This is a genomic window from Collinsella sp. AM16-21 (genome assembly GCF_003471905.1).
Lineage (GTDB): Bacteria > Actinomycetota > Coriobacteriia > Coriobacteriales > Coriobacteriaceae > Collinsella.
On the sequence record NZ_QRKJ01000003.1, the window covers coordinates 115,018 to 134,861 of the forward strand.

General features: G+C 59.3%; 16 protein-coding genes. 13 read left to right on the forward strand and 3 right to left on the reverse strand.

Translation table 11 applies throughout. The features are described from left to right. Positions 1-186 precede the first annotated feature (186 nt). The 13 genes from DW180_RS02860 to DW180_RS02920 all read left to right on the forward strand — a co-directional run bounded on the left by DW180_RS02860 (position 187) and on the right by DW180_RS02920 (position 16,116). Complete coding sequence (locus tag DW180_RS02860; RefSeq protein ID WP_118237339.1) at positions 187-1,587, forward strand: L-fucose/L-arabinose isomerase family protein; 1,401 nt, start codon at positions 187-189, stop codon at positions 1,585-1,587. A gap of 2 nt (positions 1,588-1,589) precedes the next feature. Further along, on the forward strand, positions 1,590-2,426 hold the full coding sequence (locus tag DW180_RS02865; RefSeq protein ID WP_197736868.1) for a transketolase: 837 nt from the start codon (positions 1,590-1,592) through the stop codon (positions 2,424-2,426). Further along, entirely contained in the window at positions 2,419-3,357 is a 939-nt protein-coding gene (locus DW180_RS02870) for a transketolase family protein (protein WP_117800087.1), read from the forward strand. The genes DW180_RS02865 and DW180_RS02870 overlap by 8 nt, the downstream gene beginning before the upstream one ends. A gap of 171 nt (positions 3,358-3,528) precedes the next feature. Beyond that, positions 3,529-5,019 (forward strand): glycerol kinase GlpK, encoded by a 1,491-nt coding sequence (locus DW180_RS02875; RefSeq protein WP_118237341.1) that lies wholly within the window; start codon positions 3,529-3,531, stop codon positions 5,017-5,019. Between the two features lie 152 nt (positions 5,020-5,171). After that, the gene (locus DW180_RS02880; RefSeq protein ID WP_117770240.1) at positions 5,172-5,660 is read left to right on the forward strand and encodes an S-ribosylhomocysteine lyase; all 489 of its coding nucleotides are present in this window, start codon (positions 5,172-5,174) and stop codon (positions 5,658-5,660) included. Positions 5,661-5,860: 200 nt separating this feature from the next. Beyond that, entirely contained in the window at positions 5,861-6,700 is an 840-nt protein-coding gene (locus DW180_RS02885) for a PRD domain-containing protein (RefSeq protein ID WP_118237343.1), read from the forward strand. 68 nt (positions 6,701-6,768) lie between these two features. Beyond that, positions 6,769-8,139 carry a PTS transporter subunit EIIC gene (locus tag DW180_RS02890; RefSeq protein ID WP_158565462.1) on the forward strand — a complete coding sequence of 457 codons (1,371 nt, stop codon included), beginning with the start codon at positions 6,769-6,771 and terminating at the stop codon, positions 8,137-8,139. Between the two features lie 105 nt (positions 8,140-8,244). Continuing rightward, entirely contained in the window at positions 8,245-9,225 is a 981-nt protein-coding gene (locus tag DW180_RS02895) for an alpha/beta hydrolase (protein ID WP_118237345.1), read from the forward strand. 123 nt (positions 9,226-9,348) lie between these two features. Next, positions 9,349-9,993: a DUF4867 family protein gene (locus DW180_RS02900; protein WP_118237347.1), complete on the forward strand. Its 645-nt coding sequence runs from the start codon at positions 9,349-9,351 to the stop codon at positions 9,991-9,993. A gap of 351 nt (positions 9,994-10,344) precedes the next feature. Beyond that, positions 10,345-11,775 (forward strand): 6-phospho-beta-glucosidase, encoded by a 1,431-nt coding sequence (locus DW180_RS02905; RefSeq protein ID WP_089573537.1) that lies wholly within the window; start codon positions 10,345-10,347, stop codon positions 11,773-11,775. A gap of 425 nt (positions 11,776-12,200) precedes the next feature. Then, positions 12,201-14,000, forward strand: a complete 1,800-nt coding sequence (locus tag DW180_RS02910) for a histidine kinase N-terminal 7TM domain-containing protein (RefSeq protein WP_233545159.1) — start codon at positions 12,201-12,203, stop codon at positions 13,998-14,000. A 2-nt stretch (positions 14,001-14,002) separates the two neighbouring features. Continuing rightward, positions 14,003-15,496, forward strand: a complete 1,494-nt coding sequence (locus DW180_RS02915; protein ID WP_118237351.1) for a sensor histidine kinase — start codon at positions 14,003-14,005, stop codon at positions 15,494-15,496. Further along, positions 15,493-16,116: a response regulator transcription factor gene (locus tag DW180_RS02920; protein WP_055252147.1), complete on the forward strand. Its 624-nt coding sequence runs from the start codon at positions 15,493-15,495 to the stop codon at positions 16,114-16,116. The genes DW180_RS02915 and DW180_RS02920 overlap by 4 nt, the downstream gene beginning before the upstream one ends. A gap of 191 nt (positions 16,117-16,307) precedes the next feature. Here the strand turns inward: DW180_RS02920 and DW180_RS02925 are convergent, their stop codons facing one another. The 3 genes from DW180_RS02925 to DW180_RS02935 all read right to left on the reverse strand — a co-directional run bounded on the left by DW180_RS02925 (position 16,308) and on the right by DW180_RS02935 (position 19,843). Continuing rightward, a complete protein-coding gene (locus tag DW180_RS02925) occupies positions 16,308-17,150 on the reverse strand; it encodes a hypothetical protein (RefSeq protein WP_118237353.1) in 843 nt (280 codons plus the stop codon). Between the two features lie 80 nt (positions 17,151-17,230). Then, on the reverse strand, positions 17,231-18,472 hold the full coding sequence (locus DW180_RS02930) for an SPFH domain-containing protein (RefSeq protein ID WP_089573532.1): 1,242 nt from the start codon (positions 18,470-18,472) through the stop codon (positions 17,231-17,233). A 48-nt stretch (positions 18,473-18,520) separates the two neighbouring features. Then, a complete protein-coding gene (locus DW180_RS02935; RefSeq protein WP_118237355.1) occupies positions 18,521-19,843 on the reverse strand; it encodes a hypothetical protein in 1,323 nt (440 codons plus the stop codon). Position 19,844 lies beyond the last annotated feature (1 nt).

Genomic DNA, 19,844 nt, shown 5'->3' on the forward strand with positions numbered 1-19,844 from the left:
TCCTTCGGGGTCCTCTTTTTGTTTCCGTTGTATGTTCAGTTTGTTTACATACCGTTTAGGCTGATTTCTCTACCGTCTACGGGTATTTCGCGCTAAACTTCTAAACAAAAGAGTAAAACATTTAGTAAACAGAACAAAACGAAACACACATCTGTTTACTGAACATGTGATTAGGGGAGGACGTACATGGATAAGATCAAGCTCGGCTTTGTACCCACGCGCCGCAGTATCTTTAGCGCGCCGGACGCGATCAAGTATCGCGGCCTTACGGCTGATCGCCTGCGCGAGATCGGCGTCGAGATCGTGGATATCGACGACATCAACGACGAGGGCCTGCTGTTCGACGACAGCCATATCGCGCCTATCGTCGAGAAGTTCCGCGCCGAGGGCGTCGACGGCATCATGCTCTGCCACGCCAACTTCGGTACCGAGTATGTTTGCGCCCGCCTTGCCCGCGAGCTCGGCCTGCCCGTGCTGCTGTGGGGTCCGCGTGACGAGCGCCCCGAGCCCGACGGCACCCGTCTGCGCGATAGCCAGTGCGGCCTGTTCGCCACCGGCAAGGTCCTGCGCCGCTTCCAGGTTCCCTTCACCTACATGACCAACTGCCGTCTGACCGATCCCGAGTTCGAGCGCGGCGTCTGGGACTTTTTGGCCGTGTGCAACGTGGTCAAGACCTTCAAGCACACCCGCATCCTGCAGATGGCCACCCGTCCGTTCGATTTCTGGTCGACCATGTGCAACGAGGGCGAGCTGCTCGAGAAGTTCAACATCCAGCTTTCGCCCATCCCCATGACCGAGCTTGTCCAGGCCGTGCGCGACGCCCAGGCTGACGAGCAGGCCATGGCAGCCATGCTCGCCCACATTGGTGACAGCTTTGAGATCTGCATCCCCGAGGACAAGGTTCCTGCGGTCGCAGGACTCGCCATTGCCATGAAGCGCCTGGTCGAGAAGTACGGCTGCAACGCCGGCGCCATCCAGTGCTGGAACGCCCTGCAGGACGAGCTGGGCATTATGCCCTGCGCCGCCAACGCCATCCTCAACGAGATGGGTATCCCCGTCGTGTGCGAGACCGATATCCACGGCGCCATCACCGCGCTGATGGTCGAGGCGGCCGACCTGGGCCGTCACCGCGGCATGTTCGCCGACTGGACCGTGCGCCATCCCGATAACGAGAACGGCGAGCTGCTGCAGCACTGCGGCCCCTGGCCCTGCAGCTGTGCGGCCGTCAAGCCTAAGCTCACCTACCCGCTGGCCTTCGATCACCCCGGCGCGCTGACGGCCGAGGCCAAGCACGGCGACCTCACCCTTGCCCGCTTTGACGGCGACAACGGCGAGTACTCGCTGCTGCTGGGCAACGCCCGCGGCATCGACGGCCCGGCCGGCATGGGCACCTACCTGTGGGTCGAGGTCGACAACCTCAAGCGCCTCGAGGCCAAGATCGTCGAGGGTCCCTACATCCACCACTGCGTCGCCATTCACGCCAACGTGGTGCCGGTGCTCTACGAGGCGTGCAAGTACATCGGCATTGTCCCCGACCTGTACGACCCCATCGAAGAAGACGTCAAAGCTTACCTGCGAGGAGAGTAGAAATGGCAACTATCGAAGAGCTTGAATCCCTGCGTTGGGACCTTCGCCGCGATTGCGTCGATATCATCATGGCTGGCGCCGGCGGGCACATCGGCGGCGACATGTCGGTCATCGATGCGCTGATGACCCTCTACGCCAACCACCTCAACATTTCGCCCGAGACCGTCGACGATCCCAACCGCGATCGCTTCGTGCTCTCCAAGGGCCACGCCATGGAGGCCTACTACGCGGTGCTCTGCCACGAGGGCTATCTGGACCTCGACGACGTCAAGGCCCGCTTCTCTAAGTTCGGCAGCCCCTACATCGGCCACCCCAACAACAAGCTCAAGGGCATCGAGATGAACTCGGGCTCGCTGGGCCATGGCTTGCCCGTGGCCGTCGGGATGGCGCTTGCCGGCAAGATGGATGGCCGCGACTACCGCGTCTACACCATCATGGGCGACGGCGAGCTTGCCGAGGGCTCGGTCTGGGAGGGCGCCATGAGCGGCGGCAACTACCAGCTCGATAACCTGTGCGCGCTCGTGGACCGCAACCGCCTGCAGATCAGCGGCAGCACCGAGGACGTCATGAAGCAGGATTCGCAGGAGGAGCGCTGGGCCGCCTTCGGTTGGAACGTGCTGTCCATTCCGGGCAACGACGTCCAGGCCATCGACGCCGCGCTGACGCTGGCCGCCGAGACCAAGGGTAAGCCCACGGTCATCATCCTCAACACAGTGAAGGGCTATGGCTCGCCCGTTATGGAGGACAAGGCCGCCTGGCATCATCACCTGCCCAACGACGAGGAATATGCCCAGATCATCGCCGATTTCGCTGCCCATAAGGAGGCCATCAATGGCTAACAAGATCGCCAACCGCAAGGTTATCTGCGACACGCTGCTCGAGGCCGCCGAGACCGATAAGGACATCGTCGTCCTGTGCTCCGACTCCCGCGGCTCCGCATCGCTCACGCCGTTCTTCGATCAGTATCCCCAGCAGTCCATTGAGGTCGGCATCGCCGAGCAGGACCTGGTGAGTATCGCCGCCGGCATGGCTTCGTGCGGCAAGAAGGCCTGGGCCGCCTCGCCGGCGTCCTTTGTGACCACGCGCTCGTATGAGCAGTGCAAGGTCGATGTCTCGTACTCCAACACCAACGTCAAGCTTATCGGTATCTCGGGCGGCGTGTCCTACGGCGCCTTGGGCATGAGCCATCACTCCGCACAGGATATCGCTGCCATGAGCGCGATTCCCAACATGCGCGTATATCTGCCGAGCGATCGTTTCCAGACCGCCGAGCTCGTGCGCGCCCTGGTTGCCGACAACAAGCCGGCCTACATCCGCGTGGGTCGCAACCCGGTCGAGGACGTGTATACCGAGGACGAGTGCCCGTTCCAGATGGACCGTGCCACCTGGGTACGTCGCGGCACCGATGTGACGATTGTCGCCACCGGCGAGATGGTCCGCCATGCCGTGGACGCCGCCGATCTGTTGGCCGAGCAGGGAATCTCGGCAACGGTGCTCGACATGTACTGCGTCAAGCCGCTCGACGCCGAGGCCGTGATCGAGGCCGCCGGCGCCACGCGCGCCGTCGTGACCGTCGAGGAGCACAGCCCCTTCGGCGGCCTGGGCTCCATGGTCGCGCAGGTTGTGGGCGAGCATTGCCCGCGTCCGGTTAAGTGCCTAAGCCTGCCCGACGCGCCGGTCATCACCGGCACGAGTCCCGAGGTCTTTGCGCACTACGGCCTGACGGGTGCCGGAATTGCAAAGACGGTCGCCGAGTTCCTTGGCAACTAGTAGAAACAGACGCTGCGCGGCCGCCAAGCACCGCACCTTGCCGTTCAAACCGTCGCTTGCGTACACAGAGTACGCGGCGCTCCTCTTTCACGGCAATCTGTGGCACTTGACGGCCGCTCGCTCCTTGTCCGCCAGGTTATCTTCGATTTGACGGAAGGAATGGGAGAGTACATGAGTAAATACATCATCGGTATCGATCAATCCACGCAGGGCACCAAGGCGCTGCTGGTGGACGAGGGCGGCCACCTGATTCATCGTGCCGATCGCTCGCATCGCCAGATTGTCAACGAGGCCGGTTGGGTGAGCCATGATCCAGCCGAGATCGCCGCTAACGTGCTGGCCGTGGCGCGTGCCGTGGTGGAGGAGACCGGGGTCGACCCGGCCGACGTCGCCGGCATCGGCATCTCCAACCAGCGCGAGACCACCGTTGCCTGGAACCGCACAACGGGCGAGCCGCTGTGCGACGCCGTGGTGTGGCAGTGCGCCCGCGCCCGCGAGCTGTGCGACAAGCTGGCCGCGCGCGAGGGTGTGGCCGAGCTGGTGCGTGATACGACGGGTCTGGTGCTCTCGCCCTACTATCCGGCGGGCAAGATGGCTTGGATCCTCGCGAACGTTCCGGCGGCTGCCGAGGCCGCGGCGGCGGGCGAGCTGTGTCTGGGCACCATCGATGCTTGGGTGGTCTGGACGCTCACGGGCGGCGCGGAGTTCCGCTGCGACTGGTCCAATGCCAGCCGCACGCAGCTCTTCGACCTGCGCCGTGGCTGCTGGAGCGAGCCGGTGTGCGAGGCTTTTGGCATCGATCCGGCCTGCCTGCCGCAGGTGACCGATTCCGACGGTCTCTTTGGCACGACGGACCTGGACGGCTTTTTGCCGGCACCCGTGCCCATTCACGGCGTGCTCGGCGACAGCCATGCCGCCTTGTTTGCGCAGGGCTGCCATAGCCGCGGCATGGCCAAGGCGACCTATGGCACCGGCAGCTCGGTCATGATGAACGTCGGCGACGAGTTCGTCGCCAGCTCGCACGGGCTTTCGAGCTCGCTCGCATGGCGCATGGACGGCGTGACCGAGTACGTGCTCGAGGGCAACGTGAGCTACGCCGGCGCCGTCAAGACGTGGCTGCGCGACGATCTGGAGCTCATCAATAACCCCGAGGAAGTTACCGACCTGTGCTACGCCGCCAATCCGGCGAGCCGCGTCTACTTTGTGCCGGCGTTTACCGGTCTGGGCGCGCCGCACTGGGCGAGTGACGCCGAGGGCTGCGTCTTTGGCATGACGCGCACCACGGGTCGCGCGGAGTTCGTGAAGGCCGCCGACGAGTCGATCGCCTATCAGATCTTTGACGTGATTGATGCGATGGTCGAGGATTCGGGCGCGGCGCTGGCCGAACTTCGTGTTGACGGCGGTCCCACGCGCGATGCGTACCTGATGCAGTTTGAGAGCGACTTGGTTGGCTCGCCCATTCGCATCGCGAGCAACGACGAGATGAGCGGTCTGGGCGCGGCCTGGGCCTGCGGCATTGCGCTGGGCATGTACACGCGCGACGTCGTCGACGTCTACGGCGCCCGCGGCATCGTGGAGTCCACCATGTCCGCCGACGAGCGCGCCAAAAAGATCGCCGGCTGGCGCCATGCCGTGAAATCTACAATCGCGTACACCGCCTAGCATGATTATTCTGAGACGGGGATTAAAAACTCATTGATCCCCGTCCCGGGCAGCTCATTTGGGACGGGGCTTTTTTGACTGGTATGATTGGTGCGACCATTCGAACCAGCTAAAAGAGCCCCGTCCCAAATTGACTACCGAGAGGAACTGCCATGGAGCGCATTGCAAGTTTTTCCGTTGACCATCTGCTGCTTGAGCCCGGCGTGTATGTGAGCCGCATCGACCGCGATCCGGCGACCGGCGCCGCCGTCACCACCTTTGACCTGCGCCTGACCACGCCCAACAAGGAGCCAGTCATGAACACGGCCGAGTGCCACACCATTGAGCATCTGGGCGCCACCTTCCTTCGCAACCATGCCGAGTGGTCGAGCCGTATCGTCTACTTTGGGCCCATGGGCTGCCGCACGGGCTTTTACCTCGTCGTGTTTGGCGAGGTGACGAGCGAGGAGATCCTGCCGCTCGTGCGTGAGCTGTTCGAGTTTGTCGCCGGCTTTGAGGGCGATGTTCCCGGTGCCGCTCCCGAGGAGTGCGGCAACTACCTGGACCAGAACCTCCCCATGGCCAACTGGCTTGCGCGTCGTTATCTCGACCGCGACCTGGCCGATATCGACGAGAAGCACCTGCACTATCAGCAGGCATAGGGCCGCCCTCTGCCTCCAAACCGTTCACACGGAGATATCGACCGTTTAACTGTTTAGAAGTGTTTATTCGAGGTCATTAGCACTAGCTCGCTTAAACTAGTCCTCAGAGTGATATTCAGGCAAGGCTCCTGAAGCAGCATCTGTCGACATTGATTGTCGGATTCTGCTTCGGGAGCCTTGTTCTGTTTAGGGGGGGACACATGGAAATTGTTAAACGAATTAATACCAGCGCTGTCCTCTGCGTCGATGGAAATGGCAGACAGTTGGTTGCATTCGGCCGTGGTCTGGGGTTTAAGAATGTCGAAGACGAGGTCCCTCTTTCGGAGATTCAACGAACGTTTTATAACGTTAGCTCTCGCTACATCGCTCTCGTTGACGAGGTCCCCGACGAGCTTCTCGAGCTTACCTCGGATGTTATTGATATGTCGACAGGTTTGCTGTCTTATGAGGTGAGCCCTAATTTGCCGTTTATCCTTGCGGACCATATCGCGTATGCGGTTAAGCGCAAAGAGCAAAATATCGTTGTCCGCATGCCTTTATCGTTTGATGTCCGCCAACAATATCCCGTCGAATTTAGAATCGGCGAGTATGCACTTAAGATAATCAGGAAACGTCTTAACGTTAGGCTTCCAGCTCATGAGGCAGTTGGAATTGCCATGGCGTTTATCAATAACATGGCCGATTCGGACTCATGCGAAGTAGTTAAAGAGTTTAGCGCGGATATCTACGATCGTGTTCTGGAGGAGTCAACCGTTGCTGTTGAAAATCGGCTTGGCATTCAAGTTGATCGGGAAGGTTTCGATTACGCAAGGTTCGCAACCCATCTTCAGTACTTATTCAATAGGTTGAACTCTGGCGAAAGCATCGTGAGCGACAACCGCAAGATGTACCTCTCGCTCAAAAAAGAATATCCGGTGGCATCAATGTGCGCCGATGATATTGCTTCTGTTCTCAGCCGACTGACGGGGCGGGAACTTATAGACGAAGAAAGACTCTACCTCATGATGCACATCAATCGAATTGCATCGAAAACAAGGTAATTAGTTGGCAAAGGCGCGCGCTTTGCTGATGGTTACATATAAAACTCAACATGGGAGAAATGGTATTTATGGCAGATACAACCAAGCTCGCTGCCGAGATTCTCGAGATGGTGGGCGGCGCAGACAACGTTACATTTGTAGCTCACTGCATGACTCGTTTAAGGTTCAACCTTAAGGACGAAAGCATCGTAGACGATGCAAAAGTCAAGGCGATTGATGGCGTGATCGACATTCGCCATTCCGCGGGGCAATATCAGGTGATTGTGGGACCTAAGGTCGATAAGGTCTATGAAATCGTTGCCAAGGAAACCGGGATTGATGCCGGAGATTCCGAGGCAAGCGAAGGAGAGACTAAGGGCTTTCTGGGAAAGCTAATGAAGCTCATCAGCGGCATCATGATGCCCGTTCTTCCTGCCTTGATCGCATGCGGAATGATAAACGCCGTCCTTAGTATTCTGACGACGGCGGGTGCTGTTTCCGCCGAGAGCGGAATATACACTCTGCTGTACGGCATGGGAAATGCCTGCATGTATTTTCTGCCCGTTCTTGTCGGATCATCTGCTGCTCAGTTCTTTGGAACCGATCGATATATCGGTGCGGTACTCGGTGCAATCCTGATTTATCCGACTTTCGTTGCTGCGGCCGGAGCGGGCGATGCGCTGGATTTGCTCGGCATGAAGTTCACAATGGTGAGCTATTCCTCCACGGTGTTTCCTGCTATCGTGGCGGCTTGGTTCGCATCCGTTCTTAATAAGTGGCTGCGGGCGGTTCTTCCCGATGTTGTGGCATTTGCGCTCGTCCCGTTCCTGACGGTTGCTGTTGCCGCCCCCGTCTCGCTCCTTGTGATCGGCCCCGTTATTCAGCAGGCGAGCTCTTTGCTTGCGACTGCAGTGCTGGCGGTCTATCAGTTCAGCCCCGTCCTTTGCGGCGTTATTCTCGGGCCGATATTCGGTCTCGTTATGATCCCCCTTGGACTCCATTGGGCCCTGATCGTGCTTTCCATCAACAATATTATGACCGTCGGCTCCGATCCTATCCTTGGACTTCTCTGCTGCAGCATGGGTGTTGTCGGCGCTTGTTTGGCGTTTGCCCTCCGCTCGAAGGACCCGAGTGAAAAGAGTCTTGGGTTCAGCTGTGCCATTACGGGCTTTTTCGGGATTACGGAACCGGCGCTGTACGGCATCATCTTGGAGCACAAGAAGATCATTATCGCTTCCATGGTCGCCGGAGCAATCAGTGCTGTTATCCCGGCGATTTTCAACACCTGTACGTTCGTTATGACGTCGAGCGGCATTTTTAGCTTCCCCGGTTATATGGATCCTTCTGGTGATATGAGCAGCCTCATCGGCGCAATTCTTTGCAATGTCGTCGGTTTAATTCTTAACTTCGTTCTCGTTTACATCCTGTATCGCCCTGATGAAGAGGCAGTAGTGGAGTAGACAATTATTTGGGATGTAAGCTGCCGAAAACCCCGCGGCAGATTGCATGTGGTGGGCTTGCCGTTGATTCACGCGAGCCCACCCTCATTTTTGGAGTGACTAGCTATGACAATTACAGCCGATATGACGTTTGGCGAAATCGCGCTCCTTCCTGAGTTCGCTGGCTTTGGCGAGCACCTTATGCTTTGCCGGCCTTCAACTTGGGAGCGCATGTGGAATAAACCCATCGCGTCTCATATGAATTCTGATGCTAATCCATATGAAACTACTCGCGTTTTGCGTGGATTGAATCGGATTGTCGAGCTCGTGGATGACGGGAGGCAAGTTGCCTACGATATATGGGATGAAGCCGACTGCATCCGTGATCCGACTCGACGCAACACGAAACTGTTCTTCTTTCCCGGGAGACCCGGGGCTCCCTTTATCATTGCGGTTTCGGGCGGAGGTTATCAGAGCGTTTGTCATCAAATGGAAGGCTTTCCCGTTGCCCCCGAGCTCAACGATGCGGGCTATAACGTGTTCGTGCTGTCATACAGGGTGAGGGTCGAGCCTTTGATGCCGCGTCCAATCGACGATTTAAATCGAGCTGTCCGTTTTGTCTTTGAGAATTCAGCGAAATTAAATGTCGCAAAAAGTTATGCAGTTATCGGCTTTTCTGCTGGTGCGCATTTAACTGCCGAGTGGGGGACGGACAACAAGGGATTTGCGTCCTACGGATGCGAGGCACCCAAAGCCTTGGTCCTGTGTTATGCACCGATTGATCTTCGTGGCTTTGAGAACGCATCAGACAATAGATTTCTTGATTCGGTGTGCGGCGGGGCTGGTCGCGACTCGCTCGATGATTTCTGTATTAATCAGCATGTGTGGGAGCGGTATCCTCCGACATATCTTTGGCAATGCGCTGACGATGATATTGTATCGCCCGACAATTATGAAAAGATGGTCGATGCTCTGGATGCAGCTGGAGTACACCATGAGGGAGTCATGTATTCAGAAGGGGGGCACGCATTGATGAAGCCCCATGCGCCGGAGACCGACTACTGGTGTATGAGCGTTATTGAGTTTCTTAAAGATTATCTCGACTAGGAAGCTGCATGTCGCTTTTTGAGCGGGTGATTTCGTCATGCAATGTTTTCGGTATTGATCGTGGTCGTGGATGAATGATGTTCTAGAATGTTCATACTGTCACATAAACGAACAGGAGCGAACATGCATATCTACTCTGTATCAGATCCCGAGTTCAAATCCTATGGTCGCGTGTGGGACGACGTGCCGTCCAACCTGACCGCCCCGCTTGTCGAGGCGCTTGCGGCTACTCCCATTCCCGAGGGCACCAAGTACGTGGCCTCCGCACCCGAGCTCGAGCAGGTTGAGGGTGTCGACACGCTCGGCCTGCTCATGTACGGCGGCCGTCCGTTCCAGCCGGGCTGGTGCAACGGCCACAACACGCGCCTCAACTGTCTGGAGTATCACCGTGCCAGTGAGTTTAATTTGGGTGCGCGCGACTTTATTCTGCTGCTGGCCAAGCGCGAGCAAATTGTCGACGGCAAGCTCGACACCGCTCAGGTCAAGGCCTTTCGCGCGCCCGCCGGCACGCTCGTCGAGGTTTACGCCACCACGCTTCACTACACGCCCTGCATGGTCGACGACGGCGGCTTTCAGGTGATGGTGGCGCTGCCGGCGGGCACCAACGGCCCGCGCCCCGAGGCTGCAGCCGACATGCCTGCCGTCGGTGACAGCTACTGCTACTGGAAGGCCGACAAGTGGGTCCTCTGCCACGCCGACAGCCCCAAGGCGGCCGAGGGCGGTTACGTGGGCCTCATCGGCAAAAACCTCGACATCACCTGCGACTAGGGGCTTCCTGTTTGTCTCGATCTGTAACATCTAGCGGGCTAAATCGTCTCTACCTGTTACAGATTTAGACAAACCGTAGAGGGCTGCCCGAAAGATCTCGATCTGTAACACCAGGCCCGGTTTTGGCGGCCTACCTGTTACAGATCGAGACAAACCGGGCCCAAACCACCACAAAGGTGCCTGTCCCCTTTGTGGTGGTTTGGGGCGGCGGTATCAAAAAGTGTCAGACGGGGGCGGCTGCGGGGCGCCTGTGCGCGAAAAGAAGTGTCGGCCTGCGCCGCTGTCGTTGAGCAGCGCGCTGTTTGCGGGGATACTGAAGCTACGACAAGCAGCGTATGAAAGGATCGATGTATGGCTTTCCGTAAAGACTTCCTGTGGGGCGGCGCAACGGCTGCCAACCAGTGCGAGGGTGCCTACAACGTGGACGGCCGCGGCTTGGCCAACGTGGACGTGGCGCCGCACGGCCCCGAGCGCTACGCGGTGGTCTCCGGCCAGCGCAAGATGCTCGACTTCGAGGACGGTTATTACTACCCCGCGCAGACCGGCATCGATTTCTACCACCACTACAAGGAGGACATCGCCCTCTTTGCCGAGATGGGCTTTAAGACCTTCCGCATGAGCCTGGCGTGGACCCGCATCTTCCCCAACGGTGACGAGACCGAGCCCAACGAGGCCGGCCTGGCCTTCTACGAGGACGTGTTCCGCGAGTGCCAGGCGCACGGCATCGAGCCGCTCGTGACCATCACGCACTTCGACTGCCCGATTCACCTCATCAAGGAGTACGGAGGCTGGCGCAACCGCAAGCTCATCGACTTCTACAAGAACCTCGCGACCACGATCTTCACCCGCTACAAGGGCCTGGTAAAGTACTGGCTCACCTTTAACGAGATCAATATGATCTTGCACCTGCCGTTTATGGGTGCCGGTCTGGTCTTTGAGGAGGGCGAGAACAAGGAGGCCGTCGAGTACCTGGCCGCCCACAACGAGCTCGTCGCCAGCGCTTGGGCAACCAAGATCGCCCACGAAATCGACCCCGAGGTCAAGATCGGCTGCATGCTCGCCGCAGGTAGCTACTACCCCTACAGCTGCCGTCCGGGCGATGTGCGCCAGGCGCAGATTGACAACCAGAGCAACTATTTCTTTGTCGACGTCCAGAGCCGCGGCTACTATCCGGCCTATGCCGTCAAGAAGCTCGAGCGTCTAGGCATCGATGTGGGTATGACGGACGAGGACCGCGAGATCCTGGCCGCCAACACCGTCGACTTCATCAGCTTTAGCTATTACAGCACCCGTTGCTCCGCCGGTGCCGATAACCCCGATGTCGAGCGCACCCAGGGCAACGCCTTCGCCGGCGCCAAGAATCCCTACCTGCAGGAGAGCCAGTGGGGCTGGGCCATCGATCCGCTGGGCTTCCGTATTACGCTCAACGACCTGTACGACCGTTATCAGAAGCCGCTGTTTGTGGTCGAGAACGGCCTGGGCGCCAAGGATGTTGTCGAGGAGGATGGCTCCATCAACGACGACTACCGTATCGACTACCTGCGCCAGCATATCGCCGCGATGCGCGATGCGGTGACCGAGGACGGCGTTGACCTGCTGGGCTACACCACCTGGGGCCCAATCGACCTGGTGAGCGCCGGCACGGGCGAGATGTCCAAGCGCTACGGCTTTATCTATGTCGACCGCGATGATGCGGGCAACGGCACCCTCAAGCGTTCCAAAAAGAAGAGCTTCGACTGGTACAAACACGTCATCGAGACGAACGGCGAGGACCTGGCCTAAGGCTTCCCAACAACCATAGCCTCCTAACCAAAACGCCCGGCGAGCAGTTAATGCCCGCCAGGCGTTTTGTTAAAAGAAGTGAAAGCGCTCATTGGGGACGTACTTAAATGAGTGCCCGCAGAATGAGAGTGGATAATCTCCCGTTTTTAGCCTGTTTGTGGGCTCAAAGTGGGAGATTATCCACTCTCGCCATTTGGGCGTCCAAAAATCCTCGCTCGTTTTGTCTTAGTCATTGGGGACGTTCTTAAACGACTAGTCGCTGGCGACGTCCCTCGCCGTCGGCGGATTTTGGGACATGTGGCCCGCTTTTTGGGCCCGCCTGTCGGTACACTAAAAGCACTATGGGTACCCGCGAGCGACATATCGGCCACGCGACCGCCCGATCCGCGCCCGTGGCGGATCTTAGGGGCGGCAGGCTCTTCGCCATGCCGCGATTCCTTGTTGGCATATCGCATGGCGTGTATCGCCACCGCGTCTTTGTTATCGCCGGCGCCATTACCGCGCTGTTCCTTATGCTTTTGGCAGTCTTGCCGGCACTGTTCGCCTCCGACCCCAAGCTTTCCAACACCGTGCCCGCCTATAGCGAGGTGTCCGAAGAGGTCGTGGATGCGCTCGTCCACTCGAGCTCTCTCCCGCTGCTTGTCGCCGCAATTGCATTTTCAATCTGGGGTGTGTTGGCGTACCTACGCTGCTTGGACTACGTCTTGCGCCGCCGCCTTGTTGCCATCGCCGCCATTTGTGCCCTGTGGATGATCGAGGTCATCCTCAAATATAAGTCGTTCACGCCGTTCTATGCCACCGTGCTGTGGTACCTGTACTACGTGCCCATGACGCTCATTCCGCTGATCTACCAGCTGTGCGGTCTGCGCCTCGCGGGTTTGGAACAGCATCGTATGGGGCGTCGGTACCGCACCGTTTTGTGGGTCATGGCTGTCCTGCTTATCGGCTTTGTGCTTACTAACGATGTTCATCAGCAGGTCTTCCATTTCGATCGATCGAGTGGAACCTGGAGCAACGATTACACATATGGTTGGGGCTACGGTACCGTTCTGGTATGGACAGCCTTTAACTTCGCGGCCTTTTTTATCCTGGTGGGTCGGTCCTCGTCCTTTCGCATTCAGCGCTTTTCGGGCACGGCGGCGCTTGTTTTGTTGGGTGCTGCGTTCTTTGCCATCTCGTATGCTCTGCGTGTGCCCTGGGCATGGAGGCTCAACTTCTCGCTCGTCTATTGCGTCTTGTGCGTGGTGGCGATGGAAATCTGTCTCGATTGCGGTGTCATTCCGTCATATCACGACATCGCCGGCATCTTCGATACCTTGCCGCTCGACCTCAAAGTTCTAACGCGCGACCTGCAGGAAGTCTATGCCACACCGGTGTCGAAGCCAATGCCGGCGGGCGTGTGCGAAGAGCTTCGGGCCCAGGAACACGGGCATGCCCATGCCTTTGCCGTGGCGTCCGATCCCGATGTAATGTATCGCGCCTTTCCACTGCTGGGCGGATCGGCCCTGCTTGCCCAAGACGTGTCGGAGCTCAACGAGCTTAACCGTGAACTGGCACATCGTCGCATGGAGCTGCAGCGCCAAAATGAGCTGCTTACGGCCGACTACGATCTTAAGACGCATCTGGCAGATCAAGAGGCCGAGACCTTGCTGGTCCAAGACGTGGACCAGGCACTCGCCCGCGCGCTCGAAGAGATGTATGACCTGCTGAGCTCGCTGCCGCCGTTGACCGACGAAGCGTCTTCTCACGAGCGTTACCGCATGCTACAGCGCGCCAAGATGCTCGTCGCCTATTGCAAGCGCAAGGGGTCGCTCACACTGGCGCAGCACGGGGAGAGCGGCTTTGATCGCGACCGCATTCAGCTCATTGCCAACGAGCTCGCAAGCGACCTGCGCACCATCGATGTCGATTGCGCCTCGATTATCGCCATACGGCGCCCGATGCACGCCAGTACGGTAAGCGCCCTGTACGACTGCGTGTATGACTTTGCGTTTTTTGCCTACACCACCGACCACCCGGCGCTCATGTATCACTTGGGTGACCATGACCGGTGCAGTGTCGAGCTGCGCGCCACGCTTTTTTCCAACGATGATGAAGATCTTTCGCAGACGCCCGCTGCGCAAGAGCTCGAAAGCGCTCTGCAAGGGCGCAACGTGGCATACCGCCTTGAGGGCGAGCCCGGCCAGCTGCGCATGATCGTCTTGATGCCGAGGGCGGGTGAGTAACGATGCAGATTTCGCTCATCCTTCCCCAAATCGTTGCGCTCGATGTTGTCTTCGCCCTGGCTGCGTGTCTACAGACGATCCACGTCCCGCTCATCGCATCGCGCCGCTCGTCCTATAACCGTAAGGTGATTTGCGCCTACGAGGCGAGCCTTGTGCTTCACTTGGTCATCTCGGCTGTCATTTTGTTCGCGTCGTCTGGCTCATATCTGGTGGCGCCGCTTGACGTTTGCGCCGGGGCAATGGGCGGAGCGCTGTGGCTCAATGCCGCGATCTTTGCCTACGGCGTAGTGCTTATGGTGCACTATCGTCGCCCCGTCATGCTGGCCGAGCTGCTGCTTGTTGCCGCCGTGACACCGCCGGTGGTTTTTGCCCTGGGCTCGGCGTGGGCCGTTGTCCTTATCGCAGAGGGAGCGTTCTTCCTGTTCCGTTCCATCGCGGCGCTCTTGATGGACGTCCGTAACCGCCAGGAGGATATCACCGCGTTCTCGACGATCGAAACCATCAACGTGATTCCCGTCGGCATCCTGTATCTGGATTCAAAGGGCCATCCGTTGCTCATGAACCGCTGCATGCGCAAAAACCTCGCTGAGCTTCACATGCCCACCGACTTGCACGATATGAGCGGCACATGGAACGGCCTTCGAAAGCTCAGCGCCCAGATGCCCGAGAGCAGCAAAGACCGCGTTCGAATTGACCTGGATCGCTTTGGTGAGACACGCGCGGTGGTCGAGGTTTCTCCCTCCGAGATTCGCCTGTTTGTGTGCGACGACGTTATGGTTTCGGGTCGCCCCTTGGAGCGCATCATCGGCTTGGACGTGACGGAGTACGCACATGCCCATGACCGCCTGGCGCAAGCCAACCACCTGCTTGAGCTTGCGGGCCAAGAGCTCCAAGCCCAGATCGAAGAAGTCAAAAAAGTTGCTGATAATGCGGCCTATCTGCGTATGCGCGCCCGTGTGCACGATGTGATCGGTCAGCGCCTGTCCATCCTCCATCGTTATCTTGAGGAGGGGCGCTTGGACGACGAGTCGCTCGAGCAGATCGACCCGCTGCTGCGCTCAATCGCTGCCGATCTGCGCAGCGGGGGCGACACCGAACCGGCAGAGCAACTGGGCGATATCGTCCATGCTTTTGGCCTGGTGAGCGTGCAGATCGATGTTGAGGGTGCGCTGCCTGAGGACGCGCGTGTCGCCGCTGCCTTTTTGCAGATTATCCGCGAGGCCTCGACCAACGCCACCAAGCATGCGCAGGCGCATCGGGTCCATGTGCGCTTGTGGCAGGAGAGGACGGATGCTGACGCCGTCGCGCACATGACGATTTCTAACGACGGGTCCCCGGCCCCCGTATCGTATCGCGAGGGAACGGGAATCCCAGGTATGAGGCATGTCGCGCAAGATCTGGGTGGCAGCCTAGAGGTCCACGCCACCCCGCCCTTTACGCTTACGGTATCCATTCCGCTTAACGCCAACGACACGTCCCAAAGGAGAAACTCATGATCCGCGTGTTAATTGTCGAAGATCAGGCCATCCTGCGCGAGAGCCTGGCGCGCTCCGTTGGCGACCAGCCCGATATGACCGTCGTTGCCGCGATCGCCGATGCCTCCGAGGCCTTGGGTGTCGCGCTCAAGGAGCGCCCGGACATGATACTGATGGACGTGTGCACCGAACACGATTCAAACGGCATCGTGGCGGCGGCACGCATCAAGGAGCAGCTGCCCGAGTGTCGCATCATTATCATGACAGGCATGCCCGAGATCACCTTTGTCGATCAGGCCCGCGAGGCGGGCGTCGACAGCTTTGTGTACAAGAACGTCGGTATCGACGAGCTGTTCGCCGTGATGCGCTCCACGTTGGCTGGCTACTGCACGTTTCCCAAGCCGCCCGAGAGCATTTTTTCGGGTACAGCAGCCCTCGACGATGTCGAGCTATCGATTTTGCGCCTTGCCTGCGAGGGCAAAAGTCGTCGCGAGATCGCGGCCGAGCTGTTTATGAGTGAGGGCACCATCAAGCGCCGCATCTCGGAGATCCTGAGCAAGACCGGCTACGACAACATCATGCGCCTGGCCGTGCATGCGGTGACCGAGGGTAGCATCGTTCCCAACATGGAGCGCCCGTAATCGACGCGCTCACCCGTGTTCCGGCACCGCAAGGATAGGCCGCCCACCGTTTCGCATCTAAAAACGGCGGGCGGCCTGCTTGTATGGGCAGTGCTGTCGGCATAAAGCGACGGGGCCGCAGGATCATCTCCTGCGGCCCCGTCTGGTGTGCGCGGATGTGTCCGCCAATCCGCGGCTGATGTTACGTGCCGCTACGCGATGGTTGCGCTGTAGGAGGCGACGTCCTCGTAGGAATCGGTCAGGTAGGCGTCGATGCCGATGGTCGTGTTGACCAGGTCGTCAAGGCTGTCAAGCTCGCCGCTCGAGAACGTGAATTCCTCGGTGGCGTTGGTGCCGGGCATCAGGTGAGCCGAGAACCAGGGTTCCTTCATGGTGCCGTTGACGTTGGTCTTGCCGCTGGGGGCGTAGAAGGTCAGGTCCTTGTCGCTCTTGTTGGTGATGTTGACGACAAAACCGATGTCGTCCCACTCGTCCTTGAACTTCTCGGTGATGGTGATGGTGCACAGGTCGTCATCGGCAACGGTGACGGCGGGGGAGATTTCAATCTTCTGGACGTCGTCGTCTTCGACGGCCTCGTCGATCTCTTCTTCCTTCTCGGCCGCCTCGCGATCCTTCTTCACCGTGCCGGACAGGTCCTTGTCGGACTTGGTAAAGACAAGATTGCCGTCATCCTCTTCGAGGATGAGCTTGCCGTCCTTGAGCTTCATGTCATGCGACTCGTCTTCGGCGGTGATGGTTACGGTGGTGGCGTCCTTTGCCTCCCATTTAAGGTCGACGACTTCAAGGAACAGGTCGAGGGCGCCTGTACCGTCCTCATCGAGAATCAGGACGCAGTGCACACCCCAATCCTCGAGCATCTTCATGTACTCATCGGTCAGTTCTTCGCCCTCCAGGGTTCCACCCGAGAGTTCCCAGCTGCCGACGAAGTTGGCCTTGGGGTCTTTGCCGCCGCCGCTGCAGCCCGTCAGGGCAAAGGCGAGCGCAAGGACGCATGTCAGAAATGCGAGTACGGACTTTTTGAACGTTGTCTTCATGGTGTCCTCCTTTATCGAACGAAACCCATAGAAGCAAATGCGGGGGTGGCGGATCCCCCGCCAATTACCAGATAGAGGGGCTAGGGCCTGGGCGTTCCGCAGTTGCTGCAGAACTTGCCGCCGTTTTCGCTGCCGCAGTTGGGGCAGAACCACTTGGCCGGTGCCGGGGCGGGTGCGGGACTGCCGCACTCGGAGCAGAACTTGCCGGTGTTGGTGGCGCCGCAGCTGCAGGTCCATGTGCCGGCCGCGGGAGCAGCGGCAGGAGCCGGTGCGGGAGCGGGTGCCGGAGCCGGCTGCGGGGCGGCCTGCTGCTGTGCCTGGCCGGCGGCGAACAGCTGGCTGGCGTTCATGCCGCCCATGCCACCTGCCATGCCCATGCCCATAAAGCCTGCCATCGCGCCGTTGGGATTGGCGGCTGCCGCGCGCATTGCGTCGCTCTGGGCGCTGGCAATGTTGGCTGCCGCCATGGTGGGATCGCGCATGACGGCGGCCTTCTGCAGGTCCTTGATCATCTGCTCGTCTTCTTGCGAGGCTGCGATGGAGTTGACGCCAAAACTCACGATCTCGACACCACGCAGGTCGCGCCAGTCGGCAGAGAGGACCTCGTTGAGCGCACGAGCGAGCTCGGTGGTGTGGCCGGGGATGGCGCTGTAGCGGATGCCCATCTCCGAGATCTTGGCGAAGGCGGGCTGCAGGGCGGTGAGCAGCTCGGACTTAAGCTGGCTGTCGATCTTGTCGCGCGTGTAGCTATCGGTCACGTTGCCGCACACGTTGGTGTAGAACAGCAGCGGGTTGGTGATGCGGTACGAGTACTCGCCGTTGCAGCGCACGGAGATGTCAACGTCCAGGCCAATGTTGTTATCGACCACGCGGAAGGGCACGGGCGAGGCGGTGCCGTACTTGTTGCCGATGATCTCCTTGGTGTTGATGAAGTAGACGCGCTGGTCCTTGCCCGCGTCGCCGCCAAAGGTAAAGCGGCTGCCGATATTGGCGAAGGTCTCCTTGATGGAATCGCCCAGGTTGCCGCTAAAGACGCTCGGCTCGCTGCCGGTATCGAAGACGAACTCACCAGGCTCCAGCGCGACTTCGATGATCTTGCCGTTTTGCACCACGAGCATGCCCTGGCCGTCGTTGACGGCGATGACGGAGCCGTTGGAGATGACGTTGTCCTCGCCGCGCGTGTTGGAGCTGCGGCCACCGGTACGTTTGCTGCCCTTGCAGGCCAAGACGTCAGCAGGCATCGATTCGCAGTAGATAAATTCCTTCCACTGGTCGGCCATGACGCCGCCGGCAGCTCCCAATCCAGCTTTCAAGAGTCCCATGGTGATCTTCCTTTCTCGTCAAAGGCCGGGTGGTATTGGTTGGATTGCTTAGTCGTCCTTGTCGTCTTTCATGACAACGGTGGTCTCGGTGTGGCTGAAGGTGTCGTGCTTCTCGGTCAGGTCGAGCTCGCCGCAGTACTCGTCGGCGTGGGTGGCCTCGTTGGCCGTCTTGAGCTGGCCTACCAGCAGCACGTCTCCGATAATCACGATGATCAGCGGCGCGATGATGTTGATGAGGATGCCCTCGATATCAAAGGCGAGGTAATCCGGATCGAAGGCGTTCTCACCCATAAAGAGAATCTGGGAGAGAACAAATCCGATCACAAAGAACAGCACCGAGGCAATAGCGAGCTTGGGCTTGGAGCAGGGGAGCTCGCCGACCAAGCGGCCGGTCTGGCCGTTCATGGCAAACAGGTAGCTCTTGCCGTTCCACGAGGTGGAGAGCATCCAGACGGGGAACAGGGCGTAGTCGCTGTCTTCCCAGGTGTAGTCGAGCTGCTTGCTTTCGACCGTGGCATCGTCGTATTCGTCGACGACAGTCTCGCGCAGGGCCGAGATCGCGCTTTCTTCCATACGGCGCTCGGCGCGCGCCTTGCAGGTCTCGCAGTCCTCGTCGTAACGGTTGGCGATGTAGCCGGGCATATATACGACCGAGAACGGACGCAGCGCGTCGTAGTCAAACGGCTCGATGGCGTCCATGTGGCCGTCGGGCATCTTGGACGATCCGTCGACGGGCACGCGCCTAAACGAGATATTGCCCTTGCGATAGGCATCGTAGTGGTCGGTGGTCGTGACGGTGCGGTCGGATTCCTCGGTCACGGTCTCGTTGGTCGCGTCAAAGTACACTTCGCCGTCAACGCGGGCACCGTAGAGCCAAAACGGCACGTAGACACCTTGGACCTCGTCGATGTGGTTGCCGGTGACAAAGCTCTTGGGCAGCAAGATTTTGTCCTTGTAGTGTTCCTTGAGTGCGGCCGTGACGTCGTCGCGCCCGAGCTTAAATGGAATCACCAGGTCGGGCGAGAAGTCGCCAGAGAGCTGGCCAGGCGCCACGGCGGAGTTGCCGCAGTACGGGCAGGTGGTGACGGCGACGGTGCCGTCGGACATGAGCTCGGCGCCGCACGACGAGCAGATGTAACCGGCGTTTTGGGCGAGCTCCTGCACGGCATCGTCGGCAGCAGGTTTGGGAGCTGCGGCTGCGGCATCGGCTTTGGCATCTGCCTTGTCCTGGCGCTCGCGATAGAGAGCCTCGACTTCTTCGACTTCAAAACGCGAATCGCAGTAGTCGCAGACGAGTTTTTGCTCGGCGCTTGCAAAATGCAGGGGGCCACCGCAGGCAGGGCACTGATAGTTGACGCTCTCGAAGGCCATG